The organism is Vibrio ziniensis, assembly GCF_011064285.1.
Classification (GTDB): domain Bacteria; phylum Pseudomonadota; class Gammaproteobacteria; order Enterobacterales; family Vibrionaceae; genus Vibrio; species Vibrio ziniensis.
Window position 1 is genome coordinate 374,570 of sequence record NZ_CP049331.1, and the last position, 20,102, is coordinate 394,671.

Annotated in this window: 13 protein-coding genes and 1 tRNA gene; 8 read left to right on the forward strand and 6 right to left on the reverse strand. The window is 43.1% G+C overall.

Going from position 1 to position 20,102, the window contains the following annotated elements; all coding sequences use genetic code 11:
- Positions 1-69 precede the first annotated feature (69 nt).
- The gene (rapA, locus tag G5S32_RS01780) at positions 70-2,979 is read left to right on the forward strand and encodes an RNA polymerase-associated protein RapA (RefSeq protein ID WP_165310207.1); all 2,910 of its coding nucleotides are present in this window, start codon (positions 70-72) and stop codon (positions 2,977-2,979) included.
- Between the two features lie 298 nt (positions 2,980-3,277).
- Here the strand turns inward: rapA and G5S32_RS01785 are convergent, their stop codons facing one another.
- Positions 3,278-4,552, reverse strand: coding sequence for an Nramp family divalent metal transporter (locus G5S32_RS01785; protein WP_165310208.1), 1,275 nt, complete (start codon positions 4,550-4,552; stop codon positions 3,278-3,280).
- A 269-nt stretch (positions 4,553-4,821) separates the two neighbouring features.
- On the opposite strand from G5S32_RS01785, the gene G5S32_RS01790 reads away from it, so the two are divergent.
- Complete coding sequence (locus G5S32_RS01790) at positions 4,822-5,559, forward strand: pseudouridine synthase (protein WP_165310209.1); 738 nt, start codon at positions 4,822-4,824, stop codon at positions 5,557-5,559.
- A 30-nt stretch (positions 5,560-5,589) separates the two neighbouring features.
- Positions 5,590-6,552 carry a D-2-hydroxyacid dehydrogenase gene (locus G5S32_RS01795; protein WP_165310210.1) on the forward strand — a complete coding sequence of 321 codons (963 nt, stop codon included), beginning with the start codon at positions 5,590-5,592 and terminating at the stop codon, positions 6,550-6,552.
- A 60-nt stretch (positions 6,553-6,612) separates the two neighbouring features.
- On the opposite strand, the gene G5S32_RS01800 is transcribed toward G5S32_RS01795, so the two are convergent.
- The 3 genes from G5S32_RS01800 to pepA form a co-directional block, all read right to left on the reverse strand.
- Positions 6,613-9,474 (reverse strand): valine--tRNA ligase, encoded by a 2,862-nt coding sequence (locus G5S32_RS01800; RefSeq protein WP_165310211.1) that lies wholly within the window; start codon positions 9,472-9,474, stop codon positions 6,613-6,615.
- A gap of 127 nt (positions 9,475-9,601) precedes the next feature.
- Positions 9,602-10,051, reverse strand: coding sequence for a DNA polymerase III subunit chi (locus G5S32_RS01805; RefSeq protein WP_165310212.1), 450 nt, complete (start codon positions 10,049-10,051; stop codon positions 9,602-9,604).
- Between the two features lie 63 nt (positions 10,052-10,114).
- Positions 10,115-11,623, reverse strand: coding sequence for a leucyl aminopeptidase (gene pepA / locus G5S32_RS01810; protein WP_165310213.1), 1,509 nt, complete (start codon positions 11,621-11,623; stop codon positions 10,115-10,117).
- A gap of 191 nt (positions 11,624-11,814) precedes the next feature.
- Between pepA and lptF the strand changes: the two genes are divergently transcribed.
- Positions 11,815-12,918, forward strand: a complete 1,104-nt coding sequence (gene lptF / locus G5S32_RS01815) for an LPS export ABC transporter permease LptF (protein ID WP_165310214.1) — start codon at positions 11,815-11,817, stop codon at positions 12,916-12,918.
- Between the two features lie 3 nt (positions 12,919-12,921).
- Complete coding sequence (lptG, locus tag G5S32_RS01820) at positions 12,922-13,992, forward strand: LPS export ABC transporter permease LptG (protein ID WP_165310215.1); 1,071 nt, start codon at positions 12,922-12,924, stop codon at positions 13,990-13,992.
- A 50-nt stretch (positions 13,993-14,042) separates the two neighbouring features.
- On the opposite strand, the gene G5S32_RS01825 is transcribed toward lptG, so the two are convergent.
- Positions 14,043-14,516 (reverse strand): RDD family protein, encoded by a 474-nt coding sequence (locus tag G5S32_RS01825; RefSeq protein ID WP_165310216.1) that lies wholly within the window; start codon positions 14,514-14,516, stop codon positions 14,043-14,045.
- Between the two features lie 189 nt (positions 14,517-14,705).
- On the opposite strand from G5S32_RS01825, the gene G5S32_RS01830 reads away from it, so the two are divergent.
- Both G5S32_RS01830 and G5S32_RS01835 read left to right on the forward strand, forming a co-directional pair.
- Positions 14,706-14,790: transfer RNA gene (locus tag G5S32_RS01830), tRNA-Leu, on the forward strand.
- Between the two features lie 400 nt (positions 14,791-15,190).
- Positions 15,191-16,750 (forward strand): ATP-dependent nuclease, encoded by a 1,560-nt coding sequence (locus G5S32_RS01835; protein WP_165310217.1) that lies wholly within the window; start codon positions 15,191-15,193, stop codon positions 16,748-16,750.
- A gap of 55 nt (positions 16,751-16,805) precedes the next feature.
- Here the strand turns inward: G5S32_RS01835 and G5S32_RS01840 are convergent, their stop codons facing one another.
- A complete protein-coding gene (locus G5S32_RS01840; RefSeq protein WP_165310218.1) occupies positions 16,806-18,359 on the reverse strand; it encodes a helix-turn-helix domain-containing protein in 1,554 nt (517 codons plus the stop codon).
- A 431-nt stretch (positions 18,360-18,790) separates the two neighbouring features.
- Here G5S32_RS01840 and G5S32_RS01845 point away from each other — a divergent pair, with 431 nt between their 5' ends.
- Positions 18,791-20,029: an integrase family protein gene (locus G5S32_RS01845; protein WP_165310219.1), complete on the forward strand. Its 1,239-nt coding sequence runs from the start codon at positions 18,791-18,793 to the stop codon at positions 20,027-20,029.
- Positions 20,030-20,102: the final 73 nt, after the last annotated feature.

Consider the following 20,102-nt stretch of genomic DNA (forward strand, 5'->3'; position numbering starts at 1 on the left):
AGCTGAATTCTTTATGCGGCAGATTTCTACTTATAATTATCCAATCCAAATTGATGAGGTAGTCGATTAATGACTTTTGCTTTGGGGCAACGCTGGATTAGCGATACGGAAAGCGATTTAGGTTTAGGTACCGTCGTAGCAATGGATGCGCGAACTGTTACTCTTATGTTTGCTGCGTCAGAAGAAAACCGAGTGTATGCTCGCAATGACGCTCCAGTAACACGAGTGACATTTAATGTCGGCGACGTTATTGATAGCCAACAAGGCTGGTCACTCAAAGTCGAGCAAGTAGTTGAAGAACAGGGCTTGCTAACCTACCTCGGAACTCGCGAAGACACAGAAGAGTCTGGTGTAGCTCTGCGTGAAATCTTTCTAAGCAACCAAATTCGATTCAATAAGCCACAAGATAAGTTGTTCGCAGGTCAGATTGATCGTATGGACAATTTTGTGTTGCGTTACCGCTCTCTGACTAACCAATTCCAGCAACACAAGAGCCCAATGCGCGGCTTGTGTGGTATGCGTGCCGGTTTGATTCCTCACCAACTGTATATTGCACATGAAGTGGGGCGCCGTTATGCACCACGTGTTTTGCTGGCTGATGAAGTGGGTTTGGGTAAAACCATCGAAGCGGGCATGATCATTCATCAACAGGTGCTTTCTGGTCGTGCAGAGCGCATTCTGATTGTGGTTCCTGAAACACTGCAACACCAATGGCTGGTGGAGATGATGCGCCGCTTTAACCTGCACTTCTCTATCTTTGATGAAGAGCGTTGTGTTGAAGCGTTCTCCGAAGCCGACAACCCATTTGAGACTCAACAATATGTATTGTGCTCTCTGGGCTTTTTACGCAAGAGCCGTCAGCGTTTTGAACAAGCATTAGAAGCTGAATGGGATCTATTGGTTGTCGATGAAGCTCACCACCTTGAATGGTCTCAGGACAATCCGAGCCGTGAATATCAAGTGATTGAAGGTTTAGCTGAACGTACACCGGGTGTGCTTCTTCTAACCGCAACACCTGAGCAGCTTGGCCGCGAGAGTCACTTTGCACGTCTCCGTCTGCTGGATTCTGACCGTTTCTATGATTACGAAGCCTTTGTTCAGGAAGAAGAACAGTATGCGCCAGTTGCCGACGCGGTAAGCGCACTGCTTTCAGGTCAGAAGTTGAGTGATGATGCGAAAAACCAAATAACTGAACTGCTCTCTGAACAAGACGTAGAGCCGCTATTCCGTGTGCTGGAAAGTCAGGCAAGTGACGAAGAGAAAGCTTCTGCTAGCCAAGAGTTGGTTGATAACTTAATGGATCGTCACGGAACTGGTCGTGTTCTGTTTAGAAATACACGTGCAGCGGTGAAAGGTTTCCCAACGCGTAATGTGCATTTGATGCCGATGCCAATTCCATCTCAATATGAGACGTCTATGCGTGTGTCTGGATTGATTGGCGGCAAGATCACTCCTGAAGCTCGCGCGATGAAGATGCTCTATCCAGAAGAGATCTTCCAAGAGTTTGAAGGCGAAAACTCAAGTTGGTGGCAGTTTGATTCACGCGTTAACTGGCTGATTGAAAAAGTAAAAGCAAAACGCAGTGATAAGATTCTTGTCATTGCATCGCGTGCCAGCACTGCACTGCAACTTGAGCAAGCGCTTCGCGAACGTGAAGGTATTCGCGCAACGGTATTCCATGAAGGAATGTCGATCATTGAGCGTGATAAAGCGGCTGCGTATTTCGCGCAAGAAGAGGGCGGTGCTCAGGTTCTTATCTGTAGTGAAATCGGCTCAGAAGGTCGTAACTTCCAGTTTGCTAGTCAGTTGGTGATGTTTGATCTGCCGTTTAATCCTGACTTGCTTGAGCAGCGTATCGGTCGTTTGGACCGTATCGGTCAGCAGCGTGACATTGATATTTTTGTTCCTTACCTTGAAGGTACATCGCAAGGTATTCTGGCTCGTTGGTATGATGAAGGTTTAAATGCTTTTGCTGAAACTTGCCCGACGGGTCGCGCAGTTTATGACGCGTTTGTATCTCGCTTAGTTCCTGCATTGGCGGCTGGTGGCAGCGATGATCTGGAAGAGATCATCGAAGAGTCTGCGAAGTTGAACAAAACTCTAAAATCTCAATTAGAGCATGGCCGTGATCGTCTGTTAGAGATGCATTCTAATGGTGGTGATAGAGCGTTGGAGATTGCAGAGAAAATATCGGCGACAGATGGTGATACCAATCTGGTCACTTTCGCATTAAGTCTGTTTGATACCATAGGTTTGAACCAAGATGACCACGGTGAAAATGCGCTTGTTGTAACACCGTCGGAGCACATGATGGTGCCAAGCTACCCGGGCTTGCCTTACGAGGGTGCGACGATCACATTTGATCGAGATACCGCGCTGTCACGTGAAGATATGCACTTTATCAGTTGGGAACACCCGATGATCCAAGGTGGTATCGATTTATTGATGAGTGAAGGCGTGGGTACATCTGCGGTATCACTACTGAAAAACAAGTCTTTGCCAGTAGGAACGATTTTATTGGAGTTGGTGTACTTGGTGGATGCTCAAGCACCAAAACGCAGCGGTATTTCCCGTTTCTTACCACAAACGCCTATTCGTATTCTATTGGATGCTCGTGGTAACAACCTTTCAAGCCAAGTTGAGTTTGAAGGCTTTAACCGTCAGCTCAGCCCTGTGAATCGTCATTTAGCCAGCAAACTGGTTGGCAGTGTACAAAATGATGTACATCGTTTAATCACGGCAAGTGAAGCGTTCGCTGTGGAAGAGGTAAAAGCGATTCGTGAACAAGCACTGAAAGAGATGGAGCATAGCTTAAACTCTGAACTGGAGCGTTTACAGGGGCTGAAAGCGGTGAACCCAAACATTCGTGATGAAGAGATTGAAGTGATTGAACAGCAGGTTAACGAGCTTTCTGGTTACATCAGTCAGGCTCAATACCAGCTAGATTCCCTTCGTCTGATTGTGGTTGCACACAATTAAGCGATATTTTCAGTAGTCATACCATTCTGGAAAATTTTCTGATCAGTGAATGGGCGTCGATAAGCAAACCCTCCGAGCCATGGATGGCTCGGTGGAGCTTCAGGGACGAATGAATGCACGTTTGCGTTTGACACCCATTCGCTGCTCGCCGATGCTCAATCTGATCATATTTTTATCTAGGATGGTATAAAAAGCTGAGTAGAAAAAGTTAACCAATAAAAAGGCCTTCATCAGAAGGCCTTTTGTTTATCTATTCGTACTCTAACCAAACGACTTGAAATTAAAGTCGCAGGCTAAATTACATCATCCACTTCCACCAGATGAACAGTGCAAGGAAACCAAATAGATACACTAAACCAAGAATAGACAGTGCTTTTAGTTTTGGACCTACAGCGAGCTCTTTCGGTAGTGCCGTTTTCGTCACTAGGATGTAGTTCAACAGTGCGAATACAGGTGTTGTCATGAATGCCATGATCATTGCGAAATCAAGCATTGGGATCAGTGCTGAAGCATAGAACAGAATGATTGCCAATGATGCTGCTGAAACCACAATCATCCACGCTTGAAGCACTTTAGGGCTTTGCTCTTTGTCTTCTTTGATTAGGCGTTGTGATTCTGCAATTACACGTGAGTAACCATCAATAACTGTAATCGTACTACCGAAGATACAGAAGAAGGCGATAACAGCGATTAGGTAACGAGACCATTCACCGATGGTTGATGCGTAAAGACCTACAAGCTGATGCGAGAAGCCCACACCTGATTTAGACAATTCTACACCTGTGCCATTTAGTACCAATGCACCTAGTGCTAGGAACACAACCGCTAGAATTGCAGTACCGATGTAACCAACGTTGAAGTCAAACAGTGCAGATTGAGCTGTTACTTTTTGGTGGCGACATTGAGACTTTAGCCATACAGACGTCAGGCTTGAAATTTCGATCGGAGCTGGCATCCAACCCATTGTTACTACTAGGAAGCCAATGGCTGCTAAAGTCCATGGTGATGGCGTTTCCGCTGCGACAGCGCTCACTGGTGCAGAGTTTGCTGCAGCAATGGCAACAGCAAGTAGTGTAGCAATCGTTAGTACCGCCATGATGACTTTAGATAGCGTGTCTAAAGCTTTGTAGTGGCCAGCGAATAGAATCACTAGACAGGTTACTAATACAATGCCACATAGCACTGGTAATGACAGTTCAAATGGCACGAAGTAGCCAAGCAAACTTGCACTGAACATCAGGAGTGCTGCGGTGTTTACTACAGCTGAGAAAACCGCAAGGATTGTGAATACCCATAGGTAAGGTTTACCGAGCTTCGCATAACCTTCGACAAGGCTTTGACCTGTGCCCATGGTGTACTGAACACCTGCTTTAAAAAATGGGTATTTAAATAGGTTTACCAGCAGAATCAGTATCGCTAATTGCCAGCCATAAATAGCACCGGCTTTGGTCGATGCAACGAGATGTGAGCCGCCAACAGCAGCGGCAGCCATCATTATCCCAGGCCCTAGAGAGCGTAATAGTTGAGACAAAGATAGCCGTTGTTCTGATGGATATGATACGGCGTTTTCCATTCTTGTTATTCCTTAAAATTGTGATGTTGTGTTGTATATATTTTTTATAGCCCGCCAGCTTAACTGGTCAGGATGACTTTAATGTCAATACCACACATGAATATCATAGTTGTTTTTTGTGTCAATTTAATTTTACAAAGTATTTGAAACTTTTTTCGTATTCCGTATGGTTGAAGTATTCCGCGCTGTAATCGTTACTTCATTTTGCAGATAACAGTGGGCTTTTTAGCTGCTATAATGCGCCGATTTTTTTATTTGAGATGACTTTCATGGCGATGACTGAATACCACCCACCAACGGATCCGTGGATTGATGTGGTATATGAGGATGACTACATTATTGCGGTTAATAAACCGTCTGGATTGCTGTCTGTTCCAGGTAGATTGGAAGAGCACTATGACAGCATGTGGAGTCGCTTGGTCGAGCAATACCCAGATGTGAAAGTCGTTCACCGCTTAGATATGTCGACGTCCGGCTTAATGCTGTTTGGCAAGAACACCTATATGGAATCGGCGTTGAAGAAGCAGTTCCAATATCGCCTGACACATAAAATCTATTACGCCCGCGTGTGGGGAATTGTAGAGCAGGATGAGGGTATGATTGACTTGCCTTTAATTTGTGATTGGCCAAACCGTCCAAAACAAATGGTTTGTTTTGAAAATGGTAAACCGTCGCAAACAATGTTCCATGTGGTTAAGCGTGAAGAGAAAACAACAGTCGTTCGTTTGCTTCCAGTGACTGGACGATCTCATCAATTACGTGTTCATATGATGGCATTAGGTCATCCAATTGTTGGTGATGAATTTTATGCGCCACAGGAAGCGATTGATTTTACAGACCGTTTGGAGCTGCACGCTGCCGAGTTGAGTTTCTATCATCCTCGCAGCCATTGGTTACGAAGTATTTTTGTTCCTTGTGACTTTTATCCCGAAGCACAGGAAGAAATTTTGCAGCACTTCGATCCTGAGAGAAAATTGCCAGATTATAAAACGCTGCCTAAATCGTAATGCTTATTAGGTGGCTATAAAGGAGTAAACATGTCAGTCCCTAAAATCGTCTTCCTTGATCGAGTTACTATCCCCAAGCATATCGAGTTACCGCCTCTTGCCATTGAACATGAATGGCAAGAATACGACTTTACCAATCCTGAACAGGTATTTGAGCGCATTTACAACGCAGATATCGTGATTACCAATAAAGTGGTGATTAGCGGTGACATCTTGGCTCAGCTACCTCAGATTAAGCTAATTGCTGTTTCTGCCACGGGCGTGAATAACGTGGATACTGAGTATTGTCGAGCGAACAAGATTGCAGTTTGTAACGTTCAAGGATATGCGACCCGTTCCGTGCCAGAGCACGTCATTGGAATGATGTTTGCCCTTCGCCGTAATCTGATGGGTTATCACCATGATATCGCTGCTGGAGAATGGCAGCGTAATAAACAGTTCTGTTTCTTTACTCATCCTATCGGTGATATTGCTGGTTCAACTATGGGCATTATTGGCAGTGGGGCTTTAGGTAAGGCAACTGCTGAGCTGGCGAAAGCCCTAGGTATGAATGTCGTTTACGCTGAACGTAAAGGGGCTTCGGATTGTCGTGAAGGATACCTGTCATTTGAAAAAGTATTGCAGCAGTCAGATGTGATTTCGCTGCATTGCCCTTTGAGTGAAGCCACTCGAAATATTATTTCGGAGCAAGAGTTTGCTCAGATGAAACCTAATGCGATTCTGATTAATACCGGTCGCGGTGGATTGGTTGATGAACTCGCACTGGTGGATGCGTTGAAGAAACGTCAAATAGCAGGAGCTGGTGTGGACGTATTTACTCAAGAGCCGGCTGATATTGATAATCCGCTGTTAGCAAATATGGATCTGCCAAACTTACTGCTGACACCTCATGTCGCGTGGGGCAGTGATTCTGCCATCAGTCAGTTAGCAAAGATTCTGATGAATAACATTGAAGCATTCGTTGCAGGAACAGATCAAAACCGAGTGGTTTAGAATTAATAGATAAACAAAAGGCAGCCTAGGCTGCCTTTTTAGTTTGGTTGTTAGCTTAGATTAAAGCGCAGCAATGGTTGCTTTCTGCTCTTCTAGCTTCGCTAGAGTATCTTTGTAACCATCAAGCTTTTCACGCTCTTTAGCAATAACTTGCTCAGGTGCTTTAGCAACGAAACCTTCGTTACCTAGCTTACCTTCGATACGTTTGATTTCGCCTTCAGTTTTCGCCACTTCTTTCTCTAGACGAGCCAGTTCTGCATCTTTATCGATTAGACCAGCCATAGGGATCATCAGCTCAGATTTCGCTACCAGTGCTGTTGCACATGCTGGCGTTGCTTCACCTGCTGCAAGCACGCGAACGCTTTCCAGTTTCGCTAGAGAAACCAGTACTTGTTTGTTCGCTTCAAGACGCGCAGCATCTTGCTCGCTTGCCGCCTTCAGCATCACTTCAAGTGGTTTACCTGGGTTGATGTCGTACTCTGCGCGCAGGTTACGAATCGCCGTAATAAAGCTTTTTACCCATTCGATGTCGTCTAGCGCTTCTTGGTTGAAGTTAGCAGCATCGTACTGAGGTAGAGCCTGTAGCATGATAGTGTCGCCTTCAACACCATCGACTAGTGGCTTGATGCTTTGCCAGATAGTTTCAGTGATGTACGGCAATACTGGGTGAGCAAGACGTAGTGTCTTCTCTAGTACTGTGATTAGCGTGCGACGTGTTGCGCGTTGCTGCGCTTCAGTGCCTTTCCACAATACAGGTTTCGTTAGCTCTAGGTACCAGTCACAGAATTGGTTCCAGATGAATTCGTACAGCGTGTTTGCTGCCATATCCAAACGGTAGTTGTCGATATGCTCGTTGAACGCTTTCGCAGCGAGTTCAAACTGAGATTCGATCCACTTATCCGCTAGAGAGTATTCAAGCTCTGCACCGGCTGCGAAGCCACAGTCTTGTTCTTCTGTATTCATCATTACGTAACGGCTAGCGTTCCATAGTTTGTTACAGAAGTTACGGTAACCTTCAAGACGCTTCATATCCCAGTTGATATCGCGACCTGTAGAAGCCATTGCTGCTAGGGTAAAGCGTAGTGCGTCAGTACCGTATGGTTCGATACCGTTTTCAAAAGTTTTACGTGTGTTTTTCTCGATCTTCGCAGCAAGTTGCGGCTGCATCATGTTACCAGTACGCTTAGTTACTAGTGACTCAAGATCAATACCATCGATCATATCGATAGGGTCAAGCACGTTACCTTTCGATTTCGACATCTTGTCGCCGTTTTCGTCACGGATAAGACCAGTCACGTAAACGGTTTTGAATGGTACTTGTGGTTTGCCGTCTTCATCTTTGATGAAGTGCATGGTCATCATGATCATACGAGCAACCCAGAAGAAGATGATGTCAAAACCAGTCACCAATACTTCTGATGGGTGGAATACTTTCAGTGCATCTGTTTTCTCTGGCCAGCCAAGTGTGCCGAATGTCCAAAGCGCAGAAGAGAACCAAGTATCCAGAACGTCTTCGTCTTGGTTAAGTGCTACATCAGCAGCAATGTTGTTGTCCGCACGAACTTCTTCTTCAGTACGGCCTACGTATACATTGCCTTGTGCATCATACCAAGCCGGAATACGGTGACCCCACCAAAGCTGACGAGAGATACACCAGTCTTGAATGTCACGCATCCAAGAGAAGTACATGTTTTCGTATTGCTTAGGTACGAATTGAATATCGCCGTTTTCAACCGCTTCAACAGCTGGCTTGGCAAGAATAGCTGCGCGCACATACCATTGGTCAGTTAGCATTGGCTCGATAACTACGCCACCACGGTCACCGTAAGGAACGGTTAGATCGTGATCTTTAATTTCTTCTAAAAGACCAAGTTGTTCAAATTCTGCAACGATCGCTTTACGCGCAGCAAAACGTTCAACACCTTGGTATTTTGCAGGAATGTCAGTTCCGTATGCAGTGCTCGCTTCACCGTTAGAGTTGAATACTTCTGCTGCGTCACGGATGTTCGCATCAAAAGTGAATATGTTGATCATTGGTAGCTGGTGGCGCTTACCCACTTCATAGTCGTTGAAGTCGTGCGCCGGTGTGATTTTCACACAGCCAGTACCTTTTTCCATATCAGCGTGTTCGTCACCCAAAATAGGGATACGACGACCCACGATAGGAAGGATGATTTCTTTACCGATAAGATCTTTATAACGAGGATCTTCTGGGTTAACGGCAACACCTGTATCACCAAGCATGGTTTCAGGACGAGTAGTTGCAACAACGATGTAGTCTTTACCGTCAGCAGTTTTAACACCATCAGCTAGAGGGTAGCGGAAGTGCCACATGTTGCCTTTAACGTCTTTGTTTTCAACTTCAAGATCAGAGATTGCTGTGTGCAGCTTTGGATCCCAGTTAACCAAACGCTTACCACGGTAGATAAGGTCATCTTTGTATAGACGAACGAATACTTCCTGAACCGCTTTGTAGAAGCCGTCATCCATAGTGAAACGTTCACGATCCCAGTCAACAGATGCACCTAAGCGACGAAGCTGTTTAGTGATTGTGCCACCAGACTCGTTTTTCCATTCCCAAATTTTATCGATGAATGCGTCACGGCCGTAATCGTGCTTAGTTTTGTCTTCTTCTGCTGCGATCTTACGCTCAACAACCATTTGAGTTGCAATACCAGCGTGGTCAGTACCCACTTGCCAAAGGGTGTTTTTGCCCTTCATGCGTTGGCAACGAATCAAGGTATCCATAATGGTATCTTGGAATGCGTGACCCATGTGAAGGCTACCAGTGACGTTCGGTGGCGGGATCATGATGCTGTATGCGTCTTTTGATGTGTCACCGTGAGGCTTAAAGTAGCCTTTTTCTTCCCAAGTCTTATACAGATCTTGTTCGATTGATGTTGGGTTGTATGTCTTTTCCATAGTGCTCTTAAATGGATACTTGATGGTTAATTTAAGTTCTATATTTGGGTAAATCGCTATAAGTGAGTTCTCTTGAGTAAGAGAGCTTAACTATAAGGATGAACCTTTATATGTTATCCCTTTAGGTTTAGGGATACTGGATTTCAATTGTCTGCAATTGATAGCCAGCTTGGCGGTACAATTTATAACGTTCACGCGCCAATTGTTTTGCTTTTTCTTCGCAGGGGACGAAGTCTACCACCTCTGTGAAGGCGTTCGCAAAGGTTGTATGATTATCGGCCAAATTTATTACCAGTTGGCGGTTCCAAGAAGGTTTCACACGTACATGACCAATCTCTATGTGAGTGCCGTATTTCGGACCTTCTCCCACTAGATTATGAGCAACAAAATCACTCGCTTCCACTTGCCAAAAACATTCCGCAACTCTCTCTGCATGAGCTTTATCATTACATTGCAAGTACACCTTAGCTCCCTGACGGGTAAAGTGTTGGCAGAGATAAACCACATAATCATTGAACCCTTGCTCAGAGCTCTGTTGGCTATCTTCTTTAACAATGTAGAACGTTGCTGTAGACATAGTGCTTATATTTAGAACCGTATTACTAAAAAAGGGCCTTACGGCCCTTTTTATCAATGAGGATTATTCCTCGGTCTCTTGGCCACTGCGGTTTAGCAAGAATTGGACAAGCATTGAGACCGGACGACCTGTAGAACCTTTCGCTGCGCCAGACTTCCAAGCAGTACCTGCGATATCTAGGTGTGCCCAGTTGTATTTCTTCGCGAACTTAGACAGGAAACAGCCAGCTGTAATTGCGCCACCCGGACGACCACCGATATTTGCCATATCCGCAAATGGGCTCTTTAGCTGTTCATGGTATTCGTCAGCCATTGGAAGACGCCATGCACGGTCACTTGCTTGCTCTGAAGCATTCACAAGTTCGTGAGCTAGAGGGTTGTGGTTAGATACCACGCCACTGATGTGGTGACCAAGGGCGATAACACACGCGCCAGTGAGTGTTGCTACATCGACAACACAGTCTGGTTCGAAGCGCTCCACATAAGTGAGTGCATCACAAAGCACCAAACGGCCTTCAGCGTCGGTGTTCAGTACTTCAACGGTTTGACCCGACATCGTCGTTAAGATATCACCTGGACGGTAAGCATTGCTACCAGGCATGTTTTCACAACCAGCAAGAACACCAATGACGTTTAGGGGGAGGTTCAGTTTCGCTAATGCTTTCATGGTACCGAATACAGAAGCTGCGCCACACATGTCGTACTTCATCTCATCCATGCCTTCGCCTGGTTTAAGAGAAATACCGCCTGAATCGAATGTTAGGCCTTTACCCACAAGAACGATTGGTTTCGCTTCTGCATCAGGGTTGCCCTTGTACTCAATGATGGACATCATTGATTCATTTTTCGAACCACGGCCAACGGCTAGGTATGAACTCATACCCAGTTTTTCCATCTCTTCTTCACCGATGATTTTTGTTGTCACCGTTTCGTAATCGTCAGCAAGACGACGAGCTTGAGAAGCCAAGTAAGCTGGATTAGCTACGTTTGGCGGCATGTTGCCCAAATCTTTACATGCTTTCACACCTGACGAAATCGCTAAACCGTGTGCAATTGCGCGTTCACCTAGGCTTAGTTCACGACGAGTTGGTACGTTAAATACCAATTTACGCAGTGGACGGCGAGTTTCTGGTTTGATCGTCTTGAATTGGTCAAAGGTATATAAGCCATCTTTGGTTGCTTCAACAGCTTGACGAACTTTCCAGTAAGTATCACGACCTTTTACGTGCAATTCAGTCAAAAAGCACACAGCTTCCATTGAACCTGTCTCGTTCAAAGTACTGATGGTTTTTTGGATAATTTCTTTGTATTGTCGCTCACCTAGTTCGCGCTCTTTACCGCAACCAACGAGTAATACGCGCTCAGAAAGTACTCCTGGTACTTGATGCAGAAGTAGCATCTGACCTGGTTTACCTTCTAGGTCACCACGGCGAAGCAGTGAACTAATATAGCCGTCGCTGATTTTATCTAGCTGTTCTGCGACTGGAGAAAGGCGACGTGGTTCGAATACCCCAACAACAATACATGCACTGCGTTGTTTTTCAGGGCTACCACTTTTAACACTGAACTCCATGCGTACTCCTACATATTGAAGACAAATAGAACTAAATGTTAGATAATGTATCTACACTTGCTTAATCCTTAACAGGATATCATCTCTTTTAAGTGTACTAACAGTTAGTCAAAAATTAAAAAAATAAAAGATTCAACGAGAAATTATAGTGATTCCATCAAAAAAACAAGTTTTGTATAGGTAATTTCAGCGTGATTATTGTTAGATATTTGATCCGCGAGACACTAAAAAGCCAATTTGCGATATTTTTCGTACTTTTTTTAGTGTTTTTAAGCCAAAAATTTATTCGTGTTTTGGCTGAAGCATCCGACGGTGAAATTCCAGCTCGAATGATTTTATCCATTGTTGGTTTAAATATGCCAGCAATGGGGTTATTAATGCTTCCTTTAAGTCTTTACATCGGGATTTTGCTTACTTTTGGGCGGCTATACGCTGAAAGTGAAATTACGGTAATGAATGCAACTGGTATCGGCAACAAGTTTCTGGTGCGCGCTGCCTTGTACTTAGCTCTTATTACCGCAAGTGTGGCAGCTTTTAATTCAATGTGGCTATCTCCGTGGAGTCAAGATAAAGAAGCCCAATTGATGGAACAGCTTGCGTCGGAAAATAGTGTTGATTTATTGCAAAAAGGTCAGTTTCAACGTTCTCCTGACGGTTCATCTGTTGTTTTTATCGATAATATAGAAAACCGAAAGCTTTCAAATGTGTTTGTAGCACAATTAGCACCGCGTGATTCAATCCTGCCAAGTGTGATGTTTTCAAATTCAGGAAACGTGAAAGAGTTAAGTGATGGTCGACAAATGATCAGCATGTATGAAGGGACTCGTTATGAAGGCGTTCCCACTCGTGTTGATTATATGGTAACAAGATTTGACGAATATGAAGGGTTAATCGGCCAGCGCGAAGTGAAACAAAAAGGGCGTGATTGGGAGGCGATTCCGACTCTTGAATTAGTCAAAAATCCAGCTCGTAAAGCGAAAGCAGAGCTACAATGGCGCATTTCTCTTATCGTCTGTATCCCATTGTTGACTATGCTGGTTGTGCCATTATCGGCAGTAAATCCACGCCAAGGGCGTTTTGCCAAGATGGGGCCTGCAATATTAATTTACCTGACTTATTTTTTAGCTATCAGTGCAACGAAATCTGCAATCGAAGATGGCAGCATTCCTGCTATCGTGGGAATGTGGCCGATTAACGCAGCGCTGCTGGTAGCTGCTATTACGGCTAACGTTCTCGATAGTGTTGCTGTGAGAAGGTTGAAAGACAAATTTAAACAAAAGAAAAAGGTAGCTTAAGCCGTGTTTAAGATTTTAGATTGGTATATAGGACGAACAATCATAGCCACGAGCACCTTAGTACTGGTTACTTTTGTGGGTTTGTCTGGAATCATTAAATACGTAGAGCAGTTACGTAAAGTTGGAAGTGGTAGCTATGATTTGCTACAGGCATTACTTTTTGTATTACTCAGTGTTCCGCGTGATATTGAAATGTTTTTCCCTATGGCCGCATTACTGGGCGCTCTTATTGGTTTAGGCGCATTGGCTGCAAGTTCTGAACTTGTGGTTATGCAAGCTGCTGGTTTTTCAAAGTTAGATATTGGTTTGTCAGTTTTAAAAACTGCGGTTCCTTTAATGATCATCGTGACTCTTTTGGGGGAGTGGGGAGCACCACAAGCACAAAAAATGGCTCGAGATTTGCGCTTATTTGCAACATCAGGGGGAAAAATTTTATCTGTTCGCACTGGTGTTTGGGCAAGAGATGCTAATGATTTTATTTTTATCGGGAAAGTAGAAGAAAATCGTCTTTATGGTATGAATATGTGGCGCTTTGACGAAGATAAACATCTGCGCCAAGTGTTTTTAGCAAAGCAAGTCGATTATGTTGGTGAAAATGATTGGTTAATGAAAGATGTTATCGTTACAGACATGAATGACGATATTGTGATTTCCAAGCAATCGCTTCCTGAATACCGTTGGAAAACCGCTTTGGCGCCGGACAAGTTAGCCGTTGTGACGGTAAAACCGGAAGAGCTAGCATTAAGTGGTCTTTATGATTATGTACATTATCTAAAAGCTTCTGAACAAGATGCATCCCGTTACGAGTTGGCGTTTTGGCGTAAAATTTCTCAACCATTTTCTATTGCTGTTATGATGTTGATGGCGCTCTCATTCATCTTTGGTCCGCTTCGTAGTGTGACGATGGGCGCGAGAATTCTATCTGGCGTAATCGCGGGCTTTACGTTTTACATCTCCAGTGAATTTTTTGGTCCTCTGAGTTTGGTTTATAGTATTCCACCAGTGTTTGGTGCAATCGCGCCAAGTTTGGTGTTCTTAACTATTGCACTCTTATTGTTAAGGCGAAAACTCTAAATAAAAAGGAAGGCTTAGCCTTCCTTTTTTGATCGTCAGTTGACTGTGTCCTAACGAACCTTGGGGAGTACAACCACTTCAGTTTTTGCCCACATATCTTGGAAACTGCGTTTTTGAGGATCAATCAGAACGGTCAAGTTGCCTAGGCCAAAACATGATGTAGTGAGCCGAATCAGAGCTTGAGTAACCGTAATTCTGTTTCCATCGGTACTTCGAACAATAATCTTCCACGCTCTCATGCCGAGGGTTTGCCCAGCACGCGTCCAGAAATAGACGAAGAAATATATCCAAGCGAAAGCAAGGTAAAAAGTATAGACAGGGCTCCAAATAGGATGACCAGTTAACAGGTCACTAGCATCTTGATATGGTGAATAACTCATTAAGCCAGCAGCAACGAATGCTTCCATGATAGCCACGACGATTCCACCTGCAATCATCAGAATGGCCATCACGATTAATGAATCATAAATTAACGCGCCTAAACGGCGAAAAAAGCCAGCTGGTGGCAAAGTTGTTGTATTCATAGCGAACGAGTCTTCCTAATTAGATGGCCGCAAGGATATAGGTTGCAATCAGAGCTGAAAAGAGAGCCAGTGCACAGGTTCAGGTTTTATGGCGAAATATTCAGCAAACGATTTTGTTTTCAATATATTGCTATTGCACCAGTTAGTTTCTTACGTATAATGCCAATCATCAAAGGCAATAGCCTAGATGCCGGTATGGTGAAATTGGTATACACGACGGATTCAAAATCCGTTGCCTTCGGGCGTGGCGGTTCAAGTCCGCCTACCGGTACCATAATTCATACAACAAAGCCTCGACGTAAGTCGGGGCTTTGTTGTATCTAGGCTAATCAAAAGCTTACCTCAGTTTTCCTTTTCTACTATCGCTCCTTTTCTCGCCCTAATAGACTCACTTTATCCGCCTTGAAAAATCTCCCATGGTCCATTCATGGTTCATCGCATGACGAATCTGTGCCCAAGGGAATCCTAGTAAATCCAACAAACTCCGGTGACTGCTAACTCGCAAGCTAGTATTACCAAGGGTTGCGGGCTGGAAGAACCATGGTCGTACCATGGTGACTTTACGGTGCTATAGAAGTTATTGCGTTAGATAAGAGTTTATATACATAGAGCTTCACTAAATGTATATGTATACATTAACATTTGTCATCGTTTTTATATCTCAGGGTTTTACTATGAAGTATGGAGAAAGTCACTTAGATAGAAATTTGCGTAATTGGTTTACTAATGATTTTTCATGTGGGTTGTTACGCCAAGTTGTTCTGGCAGAGGGACGTTTAAGAGGACTTACACCATTTTCCTTGGACATTGACTTTCCCATAACTGCTGTCGCTGGAAAAAACGGGGCTGGAAAATCAACGTTATTAGCCATGATTTGTTGCGCATTCCACAATAGAAAAAATGGATTTTATCCTTCCAATAGGCGGCAGAACTACTACACATTTGCTGATTTTTTTATTCAACATATTGAGGATGTTCCACATTCAGGGATCAAAATCGATTATAAAATTGCCCATGATAACTGGAGAAAAAGTAAAGAATGTCCGTCTGGAGTCGGAATCTTTTACCAAAATCGGAAGAAAAAACGTGGTGGAAAGTGGAATGACTATTCAGGAAGAGTAGATCGCAATGTAGTCTATATGGGAATTGAACGTATTGTTCCGCACGTTGAAAAAAGCCAGTCCAAAAGTTATGTAAGATCATTTGCTCAGGGAGAAGAACAAGGTTGGGAGTGTGAAGTAAGAGATGTAGTCGGAGGAATATTAGGAAAATGCTATGACGAATTTAAGTATGTTAGTCATTCAAAATATAGATTACCTATTGTATCCGTAGCAGGCCATCGCTATTCAGGCTTTCATATGGGAGCCGGAGAAAACGCCCTTTTCGAGTTGTTTTCAACCATGCATGCTGTACCTAAAGGTTCTCTATTAGTAGTGGATGAGATAGAACTAGGTCTCCATGCAGAAGCTCAGTATAAGCTAATTAATGAACTAAAAGAGCTCTGTAAAAAGAGGAAACTACAAATTGTATGTACAACACATTCGAGAGAAGTTTTTTCATGTTTACCAAGTGACGCTAGAATTTTTTTAGAAAATATAAATGGGAAAACTATCGTTAGTCAGGGAATCTCACCAGATTTTGCATTTTCTAAAATGAATAATAGATATCTAGTAGAGCTAAATATCCTAGTAGAGGACGATGTAGCAAAAACATTATTGCTTTCAGCATTCCCACGAAATTTGCGTTCAAGATTATCTATAGAAGTTATTGGTTCTGCTGCAGCACTATCTAGACAACTCGCTTCAGAGTTTATTCGAGAGAATAAATCAAACATATTTGTAGTATTCGATGGCGACCAGAGAAAGCTTGAGAAGAATAATGTCGAACATGCATACAAAATGTCTGAAACTTCTTGCGAAATTCAATTTTCAGAATGGGCTAAGGAACATATGAGTTATTTGCCGGGGGAATCTTGGCCAGAGAAGTGGATTGTTGAAACGGCCATTAAGAAAGAAGATCCATTAGCAGCACTACTAGGTACTGACACTGACGAGTTGTTGGATATTTGTCACAAAGGACTGCAATCTGGTAAACATAGAGAATTTTTCACGATAGGAAACGAGTTGGGCTTATCTAGGGAAGAGACAATGCAGCGTTTTTGTCTACATTTATCTCAGTCATTCCCAGAAGAGTTTGACCAGCTCAGGGATACTATTAGGCAGAGACTCCTTTAGATGAATGAAGTAACCATAAGCACGAAATATCTATTGTGCCTATGGTTGCCTATTTTTAACCTAGAACTTCAACATCACTAAACATGTAGCCATGTTCTAGCAGGGATTGTTTAACTGAATCTCTTATATCGTCGTCAATATGAGTGAGTAATTCTTCAGCTGCTAATTTAGGTTCTATTGTTAAGAGCTGTTGGTCGCAAATGCTAGCTTCTTGAAGAAGAACTAGGTCATTATTGTTTAGCGAATATATCAAGGTCTTTCCTTTGGTTTCTCTTTCTTTAGAGAAGACTAATTGACCACCTATTTGAACGGGATGGATGATTGGCTCTGGTGTTAGATCATTGAGCATTTCTTTGAGTCCGTTTAATAGCTCTAATTCATATTTTTTCCCATTTAAAGCTATTGGTAGTTTGTCTGATTTCAAAATGCTGTCTGCAATTACCGCTAGGTTGCTCAGACGTGTATCTTGTACACCAAGTTCTTTACCAGATGCTAGAGCCTCACAAACCTTTTGGTGGAATACTTTGCCGCTACCCAGCTTGGAACAGAGCTCCAGTTCTTTCTCTTTGAGTTTGAAAAGAGCGGAGTAGCGTTCTTGCTGTTCTTCGATGAACTTTTCAAAGTCGCCTTGAAGCTTTTTAGCAGAATCAATTGCGAATTCGATATCATCAAATTCGATAAAACCTTCTGGTTTTTTAATCGAGTCAGAGTAATACATATTCTGACCATCTAGTCGCATTGTGCCGTACTTAGGTCCAAATTGACTGTCATCGAGAAACTGAGCAACTCTCTCCATAGTACGAATAAGCTCAGAGAGCGGATGGGAGAAATATGAACCTGAATATTGAAAGTCCTCTAGTGCTTTATGTATATGAGTAAGAAGCTCTTTCTGTACATTTTCAAGGTTTATGTCAGCGTTGGCATGAAGTGCAAAACTTCTTTGTAGAGTGTTTGAAATCGAATGTTCAACGGTGCTTCTGAAGAATTTTTGATTTTCTTGTTCTCGATGTTGTTTCTTTACTATCTGTTCTTCTGCCTCTTGAATCGCTTTTTTAAGCTGTTCGAGTACTGAGTGCATAGTATCTTGGTAACTTGATGGTAATACGCCAAATGGTTTTACGTATGGTGCCATTTGATTAAACACATGTTCTTGTCTTTTAGTGAAATAGAGGTCAGAATCAACTTCCTTGCAAACATACAAGTGATACTGAGTCGCGATAACCTTATTTAATGATTCTAATGACTCTGCACTATCGAATTTCTCCCGCAACTCGAAGGGAAGTGAAGGAAGCTCTCCTATAAAGGCTTTCATTTGCGACACTAGAAATAGGTCTAGATCTTCTTTAGCTAAAGCTAAACGCACCGATTTGGAAACCTTGAATGTTGCCGCTTTTTGGTTTGGTAAGCGGAGGTTTAACAATGCTCTTAGCTTTTGAAGATTTTCACTACCCGCTTTTTCTCCATTTTCCCATCCATTAATTCTGGACTGATTGACCCCACATCTGCGGGCTATTTCTGATCTAGGGATATTCAAAGATACTAGTTGCTCGACAATGCTTTTAGCGCAGTCCTTATCAAGTTTTTGATTATGGATTATTGATTCTGACATAAACACCTCTGTTTAGGTTATTGGGTTAAGCCTGAAATGACTATAAATGCATATTATGGTTAGATAAAAGGAAATTTTACGGAAGTGTTTAATTTTAACTTATTGAAATTAATGGTTAATTATTTTTATTTGTAAAATTATCGAAGAAATTTAGGCTGTTTTTAGGGCGATTTTTGCGGAAGATTACCTTGTGAGTTGTCTTTTTTAAGCGGTGTTTGTGCATGAAAAGCGAGTTTTTGATCATGTTGTGCTATTTACGTAAATATTAAGTAACTACATCTTGTTAATGCCCTTTTTATTGGTGGTTTTTTATTACTATCGCGGAAGTCTTGCGTAATTATTGTAATATCGCTAGTAGAAGCATGTACCAGTAACAAACAACCATTCAAACAAATATTAACGAATTGAATATCTAGTTAATGGAGGTTTGAATGAGTAAATCACAACGACTCACCACCACATTCTTAAACAACCTTAAACCCAATGCCAAAACCGCTAAATCCACTGATTACGAAGTAAATTTGTCAGCTATGAAAGATAGTGGACTGCCTATTGGTGTTCGCTGCTTAGTGGGAAAGTCTGGAGGGAAACGGTTCTTACTGAGGTATATCAGTCCTCAGATCCCCGGAAGGAAATCAGCGATTAGCCTTGGCCGACACCCTGAGACTGACCTAGTGACCTTGAGAAAGATTGCTAAAGAGTATCGCCAGAAGATCCTTGAAGGCATTGATCCAAAGCTTGAGCGTGATAATCAAACTGCTGAGAAGACAATGACCCTAGCTCGGTTTTTTGATGAAGTGTACCTGCCATTGGCTAAACAGAAACGCAGTTGGAAGGACGACGCAGCGCGATTTCGTTTAGCAAAATCGATACATCATATCTCGATTCACGACCTAACCGCCGCCGATATCATCAAAGTACAAATGGAGATGCAAAATACCGTTACGATTAAAGGGACTCCGTATGCTCCTGCTTCGATAAATCGCGTTTTGGCTCTATTGAAAACTATTAACCGTCAGGCATACAAGTTGATGGATACACCGCTTATCGCGGACAAGGTGAGCTTGTTGAAGGAAGATAACGTTCGCACTGGCTACTTATCGGAAGCACAGCTAAAGGAGTTCATAAGTCACGCCTTGAACCATGAAGATAAAAGTATCGGCGCGTACCTAGTTCTGCTGTTTTTGACTGGCGCGAGGGATAAGGAACTTCGTTTGCGCTTGAAATCCGATGTGAATTGGGAAGAGAAATCTCTCACTATCCCACATACGAAAAATGGTAGTAGCCACATTATTTATCTGAGTGATTACATGCTTGAGATTTTGAGGTCGGTTCCGCATGTGGCAAATAACCCGTATCTCTTTCCTGGACGCAAAAAGGGTAAACCAGTAGGGCAACCTAGGCATGCTTTCAAGGCTATTAAAGCCAAGATGGGACTGCCCGACATACCCGGAGATAAAGCGAATCTAACCCTGCACAGTGCAAGGCATACTGTTGGTAGTCTTCTGGCATCACAAGGTGTTTCGTTACACGACATAGCCAAGCAGCTCAATCACGCTGACTTGTCATCAACAAGGCGCTATTCGAAGCTGACTGTTGGGCGTCGGAGGGAGATTGGCTCTCGTTTGTCGGATATGGTAACTGCGAAGCCAGAGATACGTTGGGAATGAAGAAGTTAGGTTTAACCAGTTAATTTAGAAATGACATTAGAAAAGCCCCTGTTTAGCGATGAGCTAAACAGGG